Here is a 19,076-nt window from a genome sequence, read left to right as displayed (position 1 = left end):
GATTTAGGGGTTTAAACGCCTAATAATAATCTAGCTGGGTCTTCTAACAATTGTTTAACACGCACCAAGAAACCAACAGACTCACGTCCATCAATAATTCTGTGGTCGTAAGATAAAGCAACATACATCATTGGACGGATTACAACTTCACCTTTTTCAGCAATAGGACGTTCGATAATATTGTGCATACCTAAAATAGCCGATTGTGGTGCATTAATAATCGGAGTAGACATCATTGAACCAAAAACACCACCGTTAGTAATTGTAAACGTTCCACCAGTCATTTCATCAATAGTTAATTTACCATCACGAGCTTTTAAAGCTAAAGCTAAAACAGATTTTTCAATCTCCGCTAAACTCATGCTTTCTGCATTACGTATAACCGGAACTACTAATCCTTTAGGAGCAGAAACTGCAATAGAAACATCAGCAAAGTTATTATAAACAATCTCTTCACCATCAATGCGAGCATTTACAGCTGGGAAATCTTTTAAAGCCTCAGTTACCGCTTTAGTAAAGAAACTCATAAAGCCTAAACCAACACCGTATTTTTCTTTGAAAGAATCTTTATACTTCCCGCGTAAATCCATGATTGGCTTCATGTTTACCTCGTTGAAAGTAGTTAACATTGCCGTTTCGTTTTTAACAGTAACTAAACGTTTAGCAACCGTTTTGCGCAATGGCGACATTTTTTCGCGACGCTCTGAACGTGCACCTGCCGGAGCAGCCACTACTGAGGCAGCAGCTTTAGGGCTCTCCTCTTTTTTACCAGCTTCCGCTTTAACAGCATCATCTTTAGTAATACGTCCATCGATACCAGTACCTTTTACAGCACCTGCATCAATACCTTTCTCTGCAAGAATTTTTCCAGCAGCTGGAGACGGAGTTCCTGTAGCATAGCTATCACCAGATTTTTCTGCAACCGGAGCCGCAGTTTTATCTTCAGCAACAACTGCTTTTTCTTCAGCTTCAGGCGCATCAGCCTTTGCAGGCGCTGCACCACCGTCTTCAATTTTACAAACTACTGCGCCAATAGCTAAAGTATCGCCTTCGGCAGCTATGGTTCTTAAAGTTCCAGCTTGTTCTGCAGTTAATTCGAACGTAGCCTTGTCTGATTCTAATTCAGCAATAACTTCATCCATTTCAACAACATCACCATCTTTTTTTAACCATTGTGATAAAACAACTTCGGTAATTGACTCACCAACTTGTGGAACTTTTATCTCTAAACTCATATTCTTAAAATTGTAATTTCTTATTGTTATATGTTTTGAAGATTACAAGAATTAATCGTTCAGGATGTTAAACCCTAAGCCCTAAACCTTGAAACCCTTTACCTCAAATTAATCGGCTTCTGCCATATTTTTACTTGCTTTTTTAGTTGCCTCTTTTAGCTCCTCTTTTTTTACAGAAACTTCTAATGCTTTAGCTAAAATATACGCTTGTTGGTTGGCGTGTTGTTTTGCAAAACCTGTTGCAGTACTGCTGCTTTCTCTTCTCGAAATTACATCAATTCCTTTCAATCCGGTTTTGTATAACTTGCGGAATAAATATGGCCATGCTCCCATGTTTTCTGGTTCTTCCTGTACCCATAAAACCTCGTCAGCATTTTTATATTTTTTCTTAATGGCTTCCATTTGGTCAACAGGTGTTGGGTATAATTGCTCAACACGAACAATTGCCACATGTTTAACTTTATCTGTTTGTTGTTTCTCAAGCAATTCGTAATAAATTTTACCGCTACAAAAAACAACTCTAGTTACATCTGCAACTTTAACATTTACATCGTCTATTACTTCTTTGAAACCACCTTCTGTAAACTCTTCTAGTTTAGATACACAAGCAGGATGACGTAATAAACTTTTCGGTGTAAATACCACTAAAGGCTTACGGAAATCGCGTTTAAACTGACGACGTAAAACGTGGAAGAAGTTGGCAGGTGTAGTACAGTTTGCAATTTGCATGTTGTAATCTGCACAAAGTTCCATAAAACGCTCAATACGTGCTGATGAGTGTTCAGGCCCCTGGCCTTCGTAGCCGTGAGGCAGTAACAAAACCAAACCGTTTTCACGTTGCCATTTTGTTTCGGCACTCGCAATGTATTGGTCAACAACAATTTGTGCTCCGTTGAAGAAATCACCAAATTGAGCTTCCCAAATGGTTAAAGCATTCGGATTAGCCATTGCATAGCCATATTCGAAACCTAAAACACCATATTCTGATAAGTGAGAATTGTAAATATCAAATGGAGCTTGTTGATCTGAAATGTTTGCTAATGGTACATATTCTTCCTCACTATCTTCTAAAGTTAAAACCGCATGACGGTGAGAGAAAGTGCCACGTTCTACATCCTGACCACTTAAACGAACACGCTTACCTTCTGACAATAAAGTACCGTAAGCCAATTGTTCGCCCATTGCCCAATCGAAAACGTTAGTTTCGTTAACCATTTTACTACGTTCAGTAAATAGTTTTTCAATCTTTTTGAAGAACTTTTTATTAGATGGTAAAGCGGTAATGCGTTTACCAATCTCCAATAAAGTAGATTTTTTTACTGCCGTAACCGGAGAAGTTTCGAAATCTTTTGGCGTAGCCATACGTAAATCTGCCCATGCGCCACCAAATTTAACTTCAGCATTACCAGCTACAAATTCTTTAGCTTCGTTTAAGCGTTCTTGTAAAATTACCCGGAAATCTTTTTCCAGTTCTTTTGCCAACCCTGCCTCCAATTTACCTTCTTTGGTTAATTGTTCTATATAAATCTCCCTTGGGTTAGGGTGTTTTTCAATTGTTTTGTATAATAAAGGCTGCGTGAATTTTGGTTCATCAGACTCATTGTGCCCGAAACGGCGGTAGCATAAAATATCAATGAAAACATCATTTTTATATTTCTGACGATACTCCATTGCTAAGTTAATCGCATAAACCAAAGCTTCAGGATCATCGCCATTTACGTGAAAAACAGGAGATAAAGTTACTTTGGCAATATCTGTACAGTAAGTACTTGTACGAGCATCTTTATAATTTGTGGTGAAACCAATTTGGTTATTAATTACCAAGTGGATGGTTCCACCGGTTTTATACCCCTCAAGTCCTGCCATTTGAATTACTTCATAAACAATGCCTTGACCAGCAACTGATGCATCACCGTGAATCAAAATTGGAGCTAAACGACTGTTATCGCCACCATATTTAAAATCAATTTTTGAACGACTCATTCCTTCAACCACACCATCAACAGTTTCTAAGTGCGATGGATTTGGACAAAGACTTAAGTGAACGCTTTTGCCTGTAACCGTGGTTACATCAGTAGAGTAACCCAAGTGATATTTAACATCACCACCAAATGGTGTTTCTGGATTATAACTTTTACCTTCAAATTCAGCAAAAATATCTTTATAAGTTTTTTGCATGATATTTGCCAACACGTTCAAACGACCACGGTGAGCCATACCAATTACAAATTCTTCAATTCCTAATTCAGCACCTTTTTCGATAACGGAATCTAATGCCGGAATTAAAGCTTCTGCACCCTCTAATGAGAAACGTTTTTGACCTAAGAATTTTGTACCCAAGAAATTTTCGAAACTTACAGCCTCATTTAATTTTCTAAGGATACGCTTTTTCTCGTCGATAGAGAAATTGGGCGTATTACGTGCACTTTCCATTTTGCCCTGAATCCAGTTTAAAACTTCTGGTGTACGCAAAAATTTAAATTCTGCACCAATAGAGTGTGCGTAGGTTTGCTTTAAAAAAGCAACAATATCTTTCAATTTTGCCGCACCTATACCAATTTCGACACCAGAGTTAAAAACTGTTTCTAAATCTGCATCAGATAAACCGAAATTTGCTAAATCTAAAGTTGGCAAATGTTTACGTCTTTCGCGTACCGGATTGGTATGCGTAAACAAGTGACCGCGACTACGATAGCCATCGATCAAGTTTAAAACATTAACCTCTTTTAAAAATTGTTCCGGAGTTTCTACGGTTACTGAGGTGGTTTCAGATCCTCTTCCAAAATCGAAACCTTCAAAAAACTTTTGCCAACCAAACTCAACTGATTCAGGATCCTGCTGATAAGACTGATATAAAGAATCTATATATTCGGCGTTTTCGCCATTAAGATAAGATAAACTACCCATTATTAACTGTTTACTATAAGCATTACAAAATTAGAATTTTACCTTATATTATCAGTAAAAAACTACATTAAAATCAGATTTTTCGAATTATAGAAATATTATTAATAAATGACTGATTTTTGAGTGAATAAATTATTGAACTATAATTTAGAAAACCAATCAAACCTATCACTCAAAGTCTTATCAATCAATAATTTACTAGGAAGCCCAGGTGATGGCGTAATTTCCTTTTGGATCAAGATTTTTGATGTTTTTATCTAAATCAAAAACACCCTTAGTTTTTTGATCATTACCTACACCAGCCATATTTGCCCAATTGCCCCAGTTACTTGCAGGATTGTAGTCTATCAATTTTTCTTCAAAGTAAGCGGCACCTAAAATCCAGCTAACTTCTAAATTATTAATTAAATATAAAGCTGCAGTTTGGCGGGCAATATTCGAAATATATCCGGTTTGATTAAGTTCATTCATAACTGCATCAACAACAGCAAAACCAGTTTGCCCGTTTTTCCAGTTATTGAAATTTTCTGGTGTATTATCCTTATCTACAATCCCTTGGCTACCAAAACCGTTCGGTTTAAAAAATGTATTACCATATTTTTTAAACATAAAACGGAAATAATCTCTCCATAATAAACCTAACAACACATGGTTAAACATTGCCTTAGTGTTTGGCATGCTTTCCATCTTCTTAATTTCCCAGTAAACTTTTCTAGGCGACAAAGAGCCTATTGCCAACCAAGCAGATAGTTTAGAAGCTAAAATTAAATTTTTGCTTGTAGCTGCCTGTTGCATTGCAATGGTAACTTTTTGTAAGGTATTTATCCCTTCAGTTTCGCCACCAATAAACTCAAAGTCAGAACGTATATCTTTTTCTTGCGTAGTAAGTCCTAAATCAGTTATTGATGGAATATTTCCCCAATCGATTACCTCTGCAACATTAATTCTATCTGGCGCTAAAAAGCAAGGCTTAATAATTGCATCTCGTTCAATTTTCTTTTTAAATTGATTAAATGCATCTGGAATATCTTTAATAGGAAAAGGTAAATCCTCTTTGTTATAAAGCGTATGACCAATAAAATGTTTAAGATTGATACGCAGTTTCCAAAGTCCATTCTCTACTAATGTAGAAACCTGCGTCTCTTCGTCGGCAACTTCACGATGGTGATAAACTTCGTTAATTTCATATTCCTGAACTAAAGCAGGGATAATTTCTTCGGACTTACCTTCAGCAACTAAAAGATTACCACCGATTTGTTTTAAAGAGTTTCTTAATGCGGCAACGCTTTCTAGAATAAACTGTGCTCTAATACTTCCAGTCTTTAACGTGTTGTATTTAGTCTGCTCAAAAGCACGTGGTTCAACAATATAAACAGGTAAAATTGAATCTGACTTAGCAATTGCCTCCACTAACATTTCATTATCGTGTAAGCGAAGATCATTTCTAAACCAAACTAGAATTTTTTTAGACATCTTTTATCAAAAAGGGGGTGTTAAGAACGCAAATACAAATTTATCTTATTTTTCCTTCAGCAGCAAAAGCAGAGCTAATATTTACAAATACCCAACAATTTAATATTCTGTTATGGAAAAACATTAATTGAAACATCTTTCAATCAATCTAATGAACATACATAATAAGAAAAATATATGAAACGACTACTAATTACTTTGCTATTTCCGCTAAGTGTATCTGCACAGCAGCAAATTAAAACAAAAGCTAATCTTGAAAGTGTAACAATTTACAACAATGGTGCACAAATGAATCATAAAGGAAAAGTTAACCTTCCTGCAGGAACATCAGAAGTTGTAATTAATAATATTTCGGGTAAGGTAAACGAAAATTCCATTCAGGTTGGTGTATCTGCAGGGGTAACAATTTTAGCTGTTCAGTTTAATCGCGATTTTTTAAATACTGACACTGCTAACCCTGAAATTAAACGTCTAACAGATAGCCTTAAAATAATAAACACAGAATTAACAAAAACCAAAAATGCTAAAACTATCGAAGAACAAACATTAGTTTTATTAGATGAAAACCGAAAATCGGGTGGTACTAACACCGGAACTAACGTTGCCGAATTGATTAAACTGACAGAATACTACCGCACAAAAAGCACGGAAGTAAGAAATTCTATAACTGCCCTTGCAGCAACAGAAGAGAAACAAAATCAAAAACTTAGCGCATTGCAGCAGCAAATAGCAGAATTAAGAAATAACCCAAACCAACAATTAGGGCAACTGGTTTTACAACTTATGGCAAAAGAGAACACAGATGCCAGTTATAATGTTTCGTATGTTACGCCTAATGCAAACTGGCTAGCTAGTTATGATATTAAAGCTATTAACACTGCAGATCCATTAGCGGTTGTTTACAAAGCCGCAATCACGCAAAACACAGGTTTAGATTGGAAAAAAGTAAAGCTTTCCCTATCAACCGGAAACCCAAATTATAATATTACTGCCCCAACTTTAAATCCTTGGTTTGTCTCATACAATCAACCACAAATTAGAATTAGAGGATTTGCATCTCCAGTTGCAGAAGAAAAAATGCTAAATGAGATAGTTACAACAGGATATGGAAAAGCAAAGAAAGATGATATAACATCATCTGTTTCTACCATAAACAATTATACCTCAGTTAATGAAACACAACTCGGTGTAACTTTCGATATTGATATTCCTTATGATGTAAATAGCGATAATAAGCCTCATACTGTTGCATTTAAAGAATATGATGTTCCGGCAAAATATAAATATTATGCAGTACCTAGGTTAGGTAGCGATGCTTATTTATTGGCTGATGTAACCAATTGGGAAAGACTGAATTTACAGGCAGGCAATGCGAATATAATTTTTGAAGGTACCTATACCGGAAAGTCTTTTATCAACCCGGCAAATATTTTAGATACATTAAGTTTAAGTATGGGTAAAGACAAAAAAATCATCATCACCAGAGAAAAACAAGAAGATTTTAGTAGCACTAAGTTTATTGGCAGTAATAAGAAACAAGCCTTTACCTACCTGATTAAAATTAGAAATACAAAAAAAGAAGCTATCGAATTATCGCTAAAAGACCAATATCCTTTATCTACACAAAGTGATATCGAAACAGAATTACTAGAAAGTAGTGGAGCCGAAATAAATAAGGAAACAGGCATGCTTTCCTGGAACTTAAAAATTGCGCCAAATGAAACGAAAACAATCAAGTTAAGCTATTCTGTTAAGGCGCCTAAAGGTAGGGTTATAGCAGGATTGTAAATTTAGGCGGCTTTCGGCTAGACAGAAACGACTAAAATATACCTCGGTCTGTGTTTTCACAGACCGAAAATAGCATTTACGATTTTCATAGATTTCTTACCTAGAATTAGGGCTCAAAATAAGTACTCAACTAAAACCCTTTCTTATCTTTGGTGTTTTAAAAAGATGGGTAAAAAAATTCTTATTACAGGAGCTACCGGGCTTGTTGGTACCGAACTTAAAAAGCATTTGCTTGCCAAAGGCTACGAAGTAAACACACTTTCTCGCAAAAAAACTAGCGACCCTAATAATTACGTGTGGGATATTTTTAAAAAAGAGATTGATATAAATGCATTAAACAATGTTGATGCAATTGTTCATTTAGCTGGCGAGCCAGTTGCCGACAAAAAATGGACTGAAGAGCAGAAAAAATTAATCATAGATAGTCGTGTAAAATCGACGGAATTAATTTACGATGCTATCAAAACATCTAAAAACCATAATATAAAATCTTTTATTTCGGCTTCAGCAGTTGGTTACTATGGCGATTGTGGCGATGAAATTTTGACAGAAGAGAGTCCGAATGGTTTTGGCTTTTTAGCCGAATGTTGTAAGCTTTGGGAAAACGCTGTTGATGAAGGCAAGAAACTAAGTTTAAGAATTGTGAAACTTCGTACAGGAATTGTATTGAGTAAAAATGGAGGAGCTTTACCGCAATTGGATTTACCTGTTCGATTATTTGCAGGTTCAGCAATAGGAACCGGAAAACAATGGACTCCCTGGTTGCACAACGATGATATGGTTGAAATGTACATCGAAGCAATTGAAAATATAAAGATGGAAGGCAGCTACAATGCCTGCGCACCATTTCCAGTAACCAATAAAGCACTAACAAAGGCAATTGCTAAACAGTTGCATCGCCCTTTCTGGCCAATTAAAGTTCCAAGAAGTGTTATAAAATTACTATTAGGCGAAAGAGTTGAGGCCGTTTTAATGAGCAACAACACATCTGCACAAAAGCTGTTAAATGCAGGTTTTAAATTTAAATTTACCAGAGTTGAAGAAGCGCTAAAAAATATTTACTCCCCAACCCCCTGAAGGGGAGCTGAAAAGCATGATGGAAATAGCAATAAATAAATAAAGATATAAAACTTTAAATGAACGATAAAAAGGAAAAGTCCCCTTTAGTAGATTTAGGGGTTATTAATCAACATACATGAACACTAGAAATTCAAGTTCCCCTTTAGGGGCGGAGGGGCTAAACAATAGAAAGACAAAGTCTTCTTTAGGAGATTTAGGGGTTAATATTTTATGGCTCCGCCGCGATTTACGTTTAGAAGATAATGCAGCGCTTTATCATGCATTAAAAAGCGAATATCCTGTTTTACCGTTATTTATATTTGATAAAAACATCCTCGATAAATTACCTGTAAATGATGCTCGTGTAACCTTTATTTATCAAACGCTTGGGGATATTAAAGAAGAGTTGCAAGCTAAAGGTTCGGATTTGCTGATTAAATATGGTACGCCCGAAAAAATTTGGCCAGAAATTTTAAAAGAGTATCAAGTTAAAGAAGTTTACACGAATCACGACTATGAGCCTTATGCCCGGGAGCGCGATGATAATATGTTTGAGTTTTTAACCAGCGAAAAAATTGCTTTTAAAACTTACAAGGATCAGGTGATTTTTGAAAAGGGCGAAATATTAAAGGCAGATAAGACACCATATACTGTATTTACCCCTTTCTACAAACAATGGAATGCTAAGCTGAATGATTTTTACATTAAACCTTACCCAACAAAGAATTATTTCAAAAATTTATTACCGACAAAACATTTATCACTACCGAGTTTAAAAGAAATGGGGTTTGAAAAAAGCAAGTTGGATTTCCCCAAAATGAGCTATAAAACTAAGCTCAATAATTACGCAAAAGAAAGAGATTTCCCTGCTTTGGAAGGAACTACTCACGTTGGTTTACATTTAAGATTTGGCACACTAAGCATTCGAAAGGCGGTTAGTGATGCAATTGAAGCTAAATCGAATGTTTGGCTTTCTGAGTTAGCCTGGAGAGAATTTTACATGATGATTCTTTGGCATTTTCCTTATGCGGCTTTCGATTCATTTAAAAAACAATACGATAAAATTAAATGGCGAAATAACGAAGCTGAATTTAAAGCATGGTGCGAAGGTAACACTGGCTATCCACTAGTTGATGCCGGGATGAGGCAACTGAACGAAACAGGCTGGATGCATAATCGCGTTCGTATGGTTGTTGCAAGCTTCCTTTCTAAACACTTATTAATCGACTGGCGCTGGGGAGAGGCTTATTTTGCTGATAAACTGCTTGATTATGAAATGGCCAGTAATGTTGGCGGCTGGCAATGGGCAGCAGGTTCTGGTAATGATGCTGCACCATATTTCAGGGTTTTTAATCCGGAATTACAAGCCAAAAGATTCGACTCGAAGTTTGAATATATTAAAAAATGGGTGCCAGAATTTGGGACAAAAAAATATGCCCAACCAATAGTTGAGCATACATTTGCACGAGAAAGAGTGCTTAAAGTTTTTAAGGAAGCGCTTAATTCGTAACGCTTACAATTTCTATATCAAAATCTAACGCTACTCCATTAGCCAAATCAGAAGGAATAATTAAACGTAGTTTGCCTCCTGCTGTTACTTTTCCGGGTAAAATTAATTGCCAGCCTTTGTACAAACCGCTTAGAGCAGAACTAAATGTTCCATCAGTCGAAGAATCTACAACAGTACCATCAAGATTCCGGACAGTGTAATTTGCCACAATTGTAGAATTAACATTAATTGCATCGGTTCCAGTTCCAGGGGTTGTAATACTATAACGAGCTCTTGACGCATCCTTTGTCATCGTTAATCCTTTATCTGCGATAAACTTGTTAATCTCATACTCATCCACTTCATATTTTTTCGTGAAATTGTATATACCTAAATCTATAAGAATATTTTCATTTGACCCAACATTGATTGCGCTTAAGCCATTTTTACCAAAAGCCTGATTCGAAGGCAAAATTAATGTAGCTTTCCCGCCCCTTTTAAGCATCGCTAAAACCTCTCTAATCGGTGTAAAAACATAAGGAGTCCCACCAATTGTAAAGCGATCAGTATAACCTAAAAAAGTACCTGGAATCATCAAATCTGAAGTTTGATTTAACACCGTGCCACCTAAGGTTTTGAAAGTATAAGAATAATAAATTGAATCGGAGTTTTTAACTGCATCTCCTGTACCTGTCGTATTTATTTTATAATAATAACCAGTGGAAGATTTATCCATCGATATATTATTTGATTTTAAGTAAGACTGAATTGCTGCATCATCTACCGTTTGGGCAGATTCATACTCTTTTTTACAAGATGTAAATAGTATTGTAGCGAGTATAAATGTAAGCAGGCTAAATTTTGTAAAGTTCTTCATTAATTATTGTACGTCGGTAAGTGTTATATCAAAATCAAGAATTGAATTTGCCGGAATTAAAGATGATGGAGATTGCGTTCCGTAAGCAAAATATGAAGGGATAATTAGCCTTATTTTTCCTCCCTTTTGAATTTTTGGAATACCAATTTGCCAGCCAACTATTACTCCACCTAAAGCAAATGATATTGGTGTTCCCTTGGAGCTATCGAAAACCGTACCGCTTAATAATCTACCTTCGTAGTTCGCGGTTATTCTTGTGCTGGTAGTATAGCTAATGTTTCCTGAACCTGGCTCTAAAATCTGATAAAATACGCCAGACGGATCTTTGATTGCAGGTATGTTATTCGTTTTTATAAAAGCCCTAATAGCACTAGTATCAGCTTTAAACTGTGGCACGGGATCGTAATCCTCAAAAGCGTCGTTCTTATTACAAGCAGCCAAGCAACCCACCAGACAAATTAATAGTATTATATATTTGATTTTAAACATAGACCGCAAAAATAAGCTTTTAATACGGATGCTACAATTTTTAACCAATTTTAACAAATAGATAAGCAAAAAGACCAAAGCAGAAACACTAAAGCAACTTACTTAAAAGAGATTAGAGTGATCTTACTCCTTTACAGTTTACTTAAAGTTTGATTATGTTGGCTTTGGTCTTTGAGCTTTAGTCTTTTTAAAAAATATATTTATTCGCCTCAATTAATTGCTGCGCAACTCTTTGGCGGGCATCTTTAACATTAAATGGTTCTACTTTTGTAAATCTGCGTAAACCGACTAACATCATGCGTTGCTCATCGCCTTCAGCGAAAGCCCAAAGTGCTTCTTTACCTGCTTTGGCAATTCCATCAACTGCTTCAACCAAATAAATTTTAAGTAAATCCAGTTGACCGGAACAAGCTGCTTCACCTTTCATACTTACTAATTTTTCCGTTCTAAGCAAAGCTGATTCCAATACGTAAACGTAACTTGCCATATCGGCAATGTTCATTAAAATTTCCTGTTCTTTACTCAGTGTCATCATCAGTTTCTGAACCGCAGCACCTGCAACCATTAATGTTGCTTTTTTAAGGTTCGCCAAAACTTTTTTCTCCGCGGCAAATAAAGTTGTGTCTTCTTCGCCAAAATCAGGAATACTCATTAACTCGGCTGCTACCGCAGTTGCTGGCCCCATTAAATCCAATTCACCTTTCATAGCACGCTTCAGCATCATATCAACGGTTAACAAACGGTTAATCTCGTTCGTGCCTTCGAAAATTCTGTTGATACGGGCATCGCGATAAGCTCTATCCATTGGTGCATCGGCACTAAAACCCATACCACCATAAATTTGAACGCCTTCATCAACCGTGTAATCTAATGCTTCTGAACCCCAAACTTTTAAAATGGCGCACTCAACTGCAAACTGCTCAACAGATTTTAATCTTGCTTTACCAGATTCCATTCCATCGGCAACCAATTGGTCGTAAGTATCATCAATATTTTGTCCGGCACGATAATTTGCAGCATCAACAGCATACAGTTTCGAAGCTATTTCTGCTATTTTGAAACGAATTGCACCATATTTTGAAATCGGGCGACCAAACTGACTACGCTCATTAGAATAGTTAATTGCAGTGTTTAAAGTCGCTTTTGAAGCACCAATTGCCGCTGCAGATAATTTTATACGACCAATATTTAAAATGTTCACCGCGATTTTAAAACCATTTTCTCTTTCGCTCAACATATTCTCAACAGGGACTTCGCAATCATTAAAGAAAACCTGGCGGGTTGATGAACCTTTAATTCCCATTTTATGTTCTTCGGGATTCATGGTAATTCCACCAAAATTTTTCTCTACGATAAAAGCCGTCAAATTTTTATCGTCATCAATTTTTGCAAAAACGATAAAGATATCGGCGAAGCCTCCATTGGTAATCCACATTTTTTGTCCGTTGATGATGTAATGTTTACCATCATCGCTCAACTTTGCTTTGGTTTTACCAGAGTTTGCATCCGAACCAGAATTTGGTTCAGTTAAACAATAAGCTGCTTTCCATTCACCTGAACCTAATTTCGGGATGTATTTAGCCTTTTGTTCTTCGTTTCCATAATAAAGGATGGGTAAAGTGCCAATTCCGGTATGTGCAGAAAGTGCAACTGCAAAAGAATGCCCAGCACCAACCACATCTGCAACCAACATCGAAGTATTAAAATTTTTCCCAAAACCTCCGTATTCTTCCGGAACAGAAACGCCTAAAATACCCAATTCGCCAGCTTTGGTTAAAAGTGTTGGCATTAATTCTGGGTCTTCCTGCTTATCTATTTTATCTAAATTGGGATAAACTTCAGAAGCTAAAAAATCGCGACAAGTTTGCGCAATCATTTGTTGCTCTTCATCAAATTCTTCAGGGATAAACACATCCTGATAAACGGTTTCTTTAATTAAGAATTCGCCGCCTTTAATTGTTTTTTTTTCAGTTGTTTCCATTTTTATGAGATTTGAGAAATGAGATTTGAGACCTGCTCAAATTCAAATCATAATAATTTTATTCTTAATACAGCCGTCATTGCGAGGTACAAAGCAACCCTACAAATATCGCTTATACTAACCCAAAGCATTAAGATTGCTTCGTACCTCGCAATGACGATGCGCCTAAGCAAAATATTCTACAAAAGCTCAAATATCCCCGCTGCACCTTGCCCGGTACCTACACACATTGTAACCATGCCGTATTTTTTATCTTGTCTTTTTAATTCATTCATCATTTGCACGGTTAATTTTGCACCAGTACAACCCAGGGGATGACCTAGAGCAATTGCGCCACCGTTAACATTGATTATATCAGGATTTAAGTCCAAAGTTCTGATGATGGCTAAAGATTGAGAAGCAAAAGCTTCGTTCAATTCAATTAAATCCATGTCAGATTGTTTTAATCCTGCCTGCTTTAAAGCTTTCGGAATGGCCTCAATTGGACCAATACCCATAATTCTTGGCGGAACTCCTGCTACACCATAACTCACTAATCTTGCAATGGGTTCGGCATTTAGTTCTTTCATTTTCCTTTCAGAAACCACCAAAACAAATGCAGCACCGTCAGATGTTTGTGAAGAGTTTCCAGCAGTAACACTTCCAACCGCATCAAAAACAGGTTTCAATTTTGCCAATTTTTCCAATGTGGTATCTGCACGAGGACCTTCATCCGTATCAACGATATAAGAACGCGTTTTCTTTTTCAAGTTCGCATCTAAGTAATTTTCGTTTACTGTAATTGGCAAAACACCATCTTTTAGATGTCCATTTTTTATGGCGTGAATCGCTTTTTCGTGAGATTTTAGAGCAAATGCATCTTGGTCTTCACGATTAACATTGTATTCTTTAGCAACAGCTTCGGCAGTTAAACCCATTCCCCAATACCAATCCGGATTGTTTTTAGCTACTTCAGCATTTGGCACCAATTTCCATCCACCAAAAGGCATTCCGCTCATCACCTCTACGCCGCCAGCGATTATACAATCGGCCATTCCGGCTTTAATTTTTGCAACTGCAGTCGCAATTGTGTCCAAACCCGATGCACAATATCGGTTCACCGTAACGCCAGGAACTTTATCCGTGTCCAGGCCCATCAACGAAATCATACGGGCAATATTCAAACCCTGTTCTGCTTCTGGGGTAGCATTACCCACAATTACATCATCAATTTGTTCATTATCCAAATTCGGAACCGACGCCACCAAAGCTCTAATTACTTCTGCGGCCAAATCATCAGCTCTTGTAAAACGGAATACGCCACGGGGCGCTTTGCCCACTGCTGTACGATATCCGGCTATAATATATGCTTCCATTTTATTATGATTAAAGATTAAGGAACAAAGAATAATGACATGGTTCCCTAACCAATTTCGTTATATAAGTGTTTTTTTAAACGTTGCTATTTTCTTTTGTAATTGAATTATTTCGCTTAACAATAACTCAACATTTTCCGAGGTAAGGAAACCTAAATCAACCGAAAGCAATATCTGTGTCTCAAGTTCAAATAATGACCCAAGTGCAATTGACAAAAAGTGTGCAAATTCTTTATTCGAGGATCTTGATGAGCCTTCTGCAATATTTGATGGAACAGAAACAGCACATCGAGAAATCTGAGATACTAATCCGAATTTTTCTACTGAAGGTAAATTATAAGCAGTAAATAAGTTGCTTTTGCTATTACCATACCTTCTTTCCATATCTGTAACTGCCTAAAATTATTGCACCCTATTTTGCCGTTTGTCTTTATTCTTTGCTCCTTTTTCCTTACTCCCTCACTAATTAGTTCCTCAACGTTTTCCCTTTTGTAATTATCGATTGAATTCTTTCTAACGATTTTCTTTCTCCGGCAAGCGACAAAAATGCTTCTCTTTCCAAATCCAATAAATATTGTTCGCTTACTTCTGTAGGGGAAGATAAATCGCCACCACACATTACGTAACCTAATTTTTCAGATATTTTTTTATCGTGTTCAGAAATGTAATGACCAGCATACATACTATTTGCACCTGCATACACAATTCCTAAACCCTGCTTGCCAAGAACCTTAATATCAGTTCTTTGAACAGGTTTGGTATAACCCGCATCGGCCAATTCAATTGCTTTTGCTTTTGCATCAGCCAATAGGCGATTACGGTTCATCGAAATAGAGAATTTATCTTTTTGTAGATAACCCAATTCATAAGCTTCGTAACCCGAAGTAGAAACTTTTGCCATTCCAATCGTTAAGAAGCGGTCTTTTAACGCATTTTGAACAATTTGGTCGTCTTTAAACTCATCCGAAGCACGCAAAGCGAATTCTTTTGTTCCGCCACCACCAGGAATTACACCAACTCCAAACTCTACTAACCCCATATAAGTTTCTGCCGATAGTTGAACATGGTCGGCATGTAAACTAAACTCGCAACCGCCTCCTAAAGTTAAATTATGCGGCGCAACTACCACCGGAATTGATGAGTAACGAATGCGCATCGAAGTATTCTGAAACATTCGAATCGCCATGTTTAATTCATCCCATTCCTGCTCTACGGCCATCATGAAAATCATACCCACGTTTGCACCGGCAGAGAAATTTGCACCATCGTTACCGATAACCAAACCGCGGTAATCTTTTTCAGCCATATCAATAGCCTTATTAATTCCAGAGATTACATCGCCACCAATGGTATTCATCTTGGTATGGAATTCCACATTCAAAATACCATCGCCTAAATCAATAATGGAAACACCAGAGTTTTTCCAAAGCGTTTTGTTTTCGCGGATGTTATCTAAAATGATAAAATCATCTGTACCTTGTAAGGCTTTATATGATTTTGATGGAATATCATAATACTTTTTAATACCACCTTCTACTTTATAGAAAGAAGTGTTTCCTGCATCAAGCATTTCGTGAACCCAAGCCGCAGCTTTGTTTCCGTATTGCTCCATTCCTTCAATTGCTTCTTTAACACCAACGGCATCCCAAAGTTCAAAAGGACCTAGTTCCCAGCCGAAGCCTGCACGCATGGCATCATCAATGCGGTACAATTCATCTGAAATTTCTGGAATCCGATCCGAAACATATTCGAACAAACCGAAAGAAGAATGGCGGAACAATTCGCCTGCTTTATCTTTTCCTTTCGCAAAAATCTTCATGCGTTCGCGAAGATTTTCAATTGGCTTGGTCATTTCTAATGTCGCCGATTTTACTTTTTGCTGAGGTTTATATTCTAATGTTTTTAAATCTAAAGCGAGGATTTCAGTTTTGCCATCAGCCGTTTTAGTTTTTTTATAGAAACCCTGATTTGTTTTATCGCCCAACCATTTATTTTCTTCCATTTTTTGCACGTATGCAGGAAGTTTAAACAATTCGTGTGCTTTATCGTCAGGACAGTTATCATAAAGGCCTTTTGCAACCTTAATCATGGTATCTAAACCCACCACATCCGAAGTACGGAAAGTAGCCGATTTTGGTCGGCCTAAAGCCGGACCAGTAAATTTATCAACCTCTTCTACGGTTAAATCTAATTTATCAACCAAATGAAGCAAGGCCATGATAGAATAAACGCCAACCCGATTTGCTATAAAAGCTGGCGTATCTTTACATAAAACAGTGGTTTTGCCTAAAAATTTATCACCATAATGCATTAAGAAATCTACAATTTCTGGTTTGGTATGCGGTGTTGGAATTACCTCCAATAATTTTAAATAACGAGGAGGATTAAAAAAGTGTGTTCCGCAGAAATGCGCTTTAAAATCTTCGCTTCTACCCTCGGCCATCAAATGAATTGGAATACCCGAAGTATTTGAAGTAATTAAAGTTCCCGCTTTGCGGAACTGCTCTACCTGCTCGAAAACTTTCTTTTTGATATCCAGATTTTCGACAACCACTTCAATTACCCAATCAAAGCCAGCAATTTTCGACATATCATCATCGAAATTTCCTGTTTTAATTTTATTTAATACTTTTTTAGAATATACCGGAGATGGATTGGTTTTTACAGCCGTTTGCAAAGCTGTATTTACAATTCGGTTTTTAACCGCCGGGTTATCTAATGCGAGTCCTTTTGCTTGTTCTTCGGGCAACAGTTCTTTCGGGGCAATATCTAAAAGCAAAACCTCTACACCAATATTGGCGAAATGGCATGCAATACGCGAACCCATAATTCCTGAACCTAAAACAGCAACTTTATTAATGCTTCGTTTCATATTAATCAACAGTATATGCTACAGTTATATCATTTAGTTTTATTAATAAATTGATGAAGGTTTCTTTTTCCTTTTTAGTAAAATGTTCATCAAGATATTCATTAAATTTTCGGACAACACCCTTTGCTAAATGTTTCTTTTCTTTACCAAAGTCTGTTAAAAAAACCTTTACAGAGCGTTTATCTCCAGCTGAAGTTTCGCGATATATAAGATTAGCGTCTTCCATATTATTCAACATGCGAGAAAGACTCGTTGCCTTTACGCCAAGCAACGCGGCGAGGTTCGAAACAGCTGTACCTTCAACATCATCAATATTAATAAGCATGTAACCAATTGCCTGTGTTATCCCAAAGCTCGAAGCCATTTGGTTGTACTTATTAAACATGTTTTGCCAGGCAAACTTAACATGGTAATCTATTGTTTGTTGTTGCTTCATTTGGTTAAATTTATTATGCTTGCATAACAAAGCTAACAAATGTATTTTGTTAATGCAATAGTAAAATGAAGAATTTTTGTCAAAAGATTCTTATAATTGATTAACACAATTGAAAACAAATAAATATGTTACAAATAAAAAAAATCCCTCTCCTATTTACCTTAATTCTTCTTTCGGTAATTTGCAAGGCTCAAGTATCTTATTTCGGAAGCGAGGTATCAAGCAATGGAAAGCTAGATAGCCTTAAAAATACTACAACACTTTTTACCTTTCAATATAATGATTACAAGGAGCTAGAAAAATTTGATGAGGCAATAAAAAAAGTTTGGACAATTACGCCTTATAAAATCATTAAACCAAATGAGCTTGCTAACTATGACGCGAATTCATCTAGCTATTCGTTATTTTATCTTGATGCATACAGCGAGGCTGTAGATACCACTACCAAAGTAAATATTGTTTACACACTGAAGCTGATTACACCTTCAAAAAAACCTAAACAAAAGGAGGAAAGTGTATTAGCCACTATAAATCTTTATTCTGATGTTTATACCAACATGATTGTTAAAGAAATGGGTGGAAAATTAAGTGCGAGAAGAGGCCCGAAATCGAATATCCTTAGTGTACTTTATAACAATTCCACACTCTACAATTGGTCGCCAGGTTTTTTGGCTGGATACTTAAAACAAGTTAATGATGGTTTAATTTCTGGTAAAAGCCGGTATTTAGATTTTCAATTTTACAACAAAGTAAGATTACCACAGCTTGTTAATGAAACACTATATGTTCCTGAATACATAAGAAGGTTATTCAGTGAAAACAAAAAGGCTGGTGCAGATAAGATTTACAATGTAGAAACTGCGCCAGAAATGTATAATTACAAATTAAAATTCCCTTTGTATGCTGAACTAGATAGTTTGATTTTAAATAAAGAGAAACCTGTTAAATACCTTGTATATACTCAACGCAGTAATGATAAAATTATAAGCATATACGATAGCAAGGACAACCAAATTATTTATCAGAAATTTATTCCTCAATCCATAAGTTTTGAGATGAGTGATTTGATAGATATCAAGAAACTTATAAAATCTATTCAATAAAAAAGCCCCCGA

At 36.4% G+C, this 19,076-nt stretch carries 14 protein-coding genes; 4 read left to right on the top strand and 10 right to left on the bottom strand.

The window, feature by feature from the left end; all coding sequences use genetic code 11:
- Positions 1 to 11 precede the first annotated feature (11 nt).
- The 3 genes from odhB to ACFOUY_RS00570 form a co-directional block, all read right to left on the bottom strand.
- Positions 12 to 1,235, bottom strand: coding sequence for a 2-oxoglutarate dehydrogenase complex dihydrolipoyllysine-residue succinyltransferase (gene odhB / locus ACFOUY_RS00580; RefSeq protein ID WP_378958497.1), 1,224 nt, complete (start codon positions 1,233 to 1,235; stop codon positions 12 to 14).
- A gap of 108 nt (positions 1,236 to 1,343) precedes the next feature.
- Entirely contained in the window at positions 1,344 to 4,142 is a 2,799-nt protein-coding gene (locus tag ACFOUY_RS00575; protein ID WP_378958496.1) for a 2-oxoglutarate dehydrogenase E1 component, read from the bottom strand.
- Between the two features lie 198 nt (positions 4,143 to 4,340).
- Positions 4,341 to 5,615: a DASH family cryptochrome gene (locus ACFOUY_RS00570; protein WP_378958495.1), complete on the bottom strand. Its 1,275-nt coding sequence runs from the start codon at positions 5,613 to 5,615 to the stop codon at positions 4,341 to 4,343.
- Positions 5,616 to 5,792: 177 nt separating this feature from the next.
- On the opposite strand from ACFOUY_RS00570, the gene ACFOUY_RS00565 reads away from it, so the two are divergent.
- The 3 genes from ACFOUY_RS00565 (at position 5,793) to ACFOUY_RS00555 (ending at position 9,972) form a co-directional block, all read left to right on the top strand.
- On the top strand, positions 5,793 to 7,403 hold the full coding sequence (locus tag ACFOUY_RS00565; protein WP_378958494.1) for a DUF4139 domain-containing protein: 1,611 nt from the start codon (positions 5,793 to 5,795) through the stop codon (positions 7,401 to 7,403).
- 165 nt (positions 7,404 to 7,568) lie between these two features.
- A complete protein-coding gene (locus tag ACFOUY_RS00560) occupies positions 7,569 to 8,480 on the top strand; it encodes a TIGR01777 family oxidoreductase (RefSeq protein WP_378958493.1) in 912 nt (303 codons plus the stop codon).
- A 118-nt stretch (positions 8,481 to 8,598) separates the two neighbouring features.
- A complete protein-coding gene (locus ACFOUY_RS00555) occupies positions 8,599 to 9,972 on the top strand; it encodes a cryptochrome/photolyase family protein (protein WP_378958492.1) in 1,374 nt (457 codons plus the stop codon).
- Here the strand turns inward: ACFOUY_RS00555 and ACFOUY_RS00550 are convergent.
- The 7 genes from ACFOUY_RS00550 to ACFOUY_RS00520 all read right to left on the bottom strand — a co-directional run bounded on the left by ACFOUY_RS00550 (position 9,962) and on the right by ACFOUY_RS00520 (position 17,961).
- The gene (locus ACFOUY_RS00550) at positions 9,962 to 10,828 is read right to left on the bottom strand and encodes an FKBP-type peptidyl-prolyl cis-trans isomerase (protein ID WP_378958491.1); all 867 of its coding nucleotides are present in this window, start codon (positions 10,826 to 10,828) and stop codon (positions 9,962 to 9,964) included. The genes ACFOUY_RS00555 and ACFOUY_RS00550 overlap by 11 nt on opposite strands.
- 3 nt (positions 10,829 to 10,831) lie before the next feature.
- A complete protein-coding gene (locus ACFOUY_RS00545; RefSeq protein WP_378958490.1) occupies positions 10,832 to 11,317 on the bottom strand; it encodes an FKBP-type peptidyl-prolyl cis-trans isomerase in 486 nt (161 codons plus the stop codon).
- Between the two features lie 187 nt (positions 11,318 to 11,504).
- Positions 11,505 to 13,298 carry an acyl-CoA dehydrogenase family protein gene (locus ACFOUY_RS00540; RefSeq protein WP_378958489.1) on the bottom strand — a complete coding sequence of 598 codons (1,794 nt, stop codon included), beginning with the start codon at positions 13,296 to 13,298 and terminating at the stop codon, positions 11,505 to 11,507.
- A gap of 179 nt (positions 13,299 to 13,477) precedes the next feature.
- Positions 13,478 to 14,653, bottom strand: a complete 1,176-nt coding sequence (locus ACFOUY_RS00535; RefSeq protein ID WP_378958488.1) for an acetyl-CoA C-acyltransferase — start codon at positions 14,651 to 14,653, stop codon at positions 13,478 to 13,480.
- 60 nt (positions 14,654 to 14,713) lie between these two features.
- Entirely contained in the window at positions 14,714 to 15,037 is a 324-nt protein-coding gene (locus tag ACFOUY_RS00530) for a four helix bundle protein (protein ID WP_378958487.1), read from the bottom strand.
- An 82-nt stretch (positions 15,038 to 15,119) separates the two neighbouring features.
- The gene (locus ACFOUY_RS00525) at positions 15,120 to 17,525 is read right to left on the bottom strand and encodes a 3-hydroxyacyl-CoA dehydrogenase/enoyl-CoA hydratase family protein (protein WP_378958486.1); all 2,406 of its coding nucleotides are present in this window, start codon (positions 17,523 to 17,525) and stop codon (positions 15,120 to 15,122) included.
- 1 nt (position 17,526) lies between these two features.
- Complete coding sequence (locus tag ACFOUY_RS00520) at positions 17,527 to 17,961, bottom strand: MarR family winged helix-turn-helix transcriptional regulator (protein WP_378958485.1); 435 nt, start codon at positions 17,959 to 17,961, stop codon at positions 17,527 to 17,529.
- A 125-nt stretch (positions 17,962 to 18,086) separates the two neighbouring features.
- On the opposite strand from ACFOUY_RS00520, the gene ACFOUY_RS00515 reads away from it, so the two are divergent.
- Positions 18,087 to 19,064 carry a hypothetical protein gene (locus ACFOUY_RS00515; protein WP_378958484.1) on the top strand — a complete coding sequence of 326 codons (978 nt, stop codon included), beginning with the start codon at positions 18,087 to 18,089 and terminating at the stop codon, positions 19,062 to 19,064.
- The last annotated feature ends 12 nt before the right edge of the window (positions 19,065 to 19,076 follow it).

Source organism: Pedobacter jamesrossensis (genome assembly GCF_042650905.1).
In the GTDB taxonomy this organism is placed as follows: Bacteria; Bacteroidota; Bacteroidia; order Sphingobacteriales; family Sphingobacteriaceae; genus Pedobacter; species Pedobacter jamesrossensis.
This window is presented reverse-complemented; position numbering and strand designations above follow the sequence as displayed.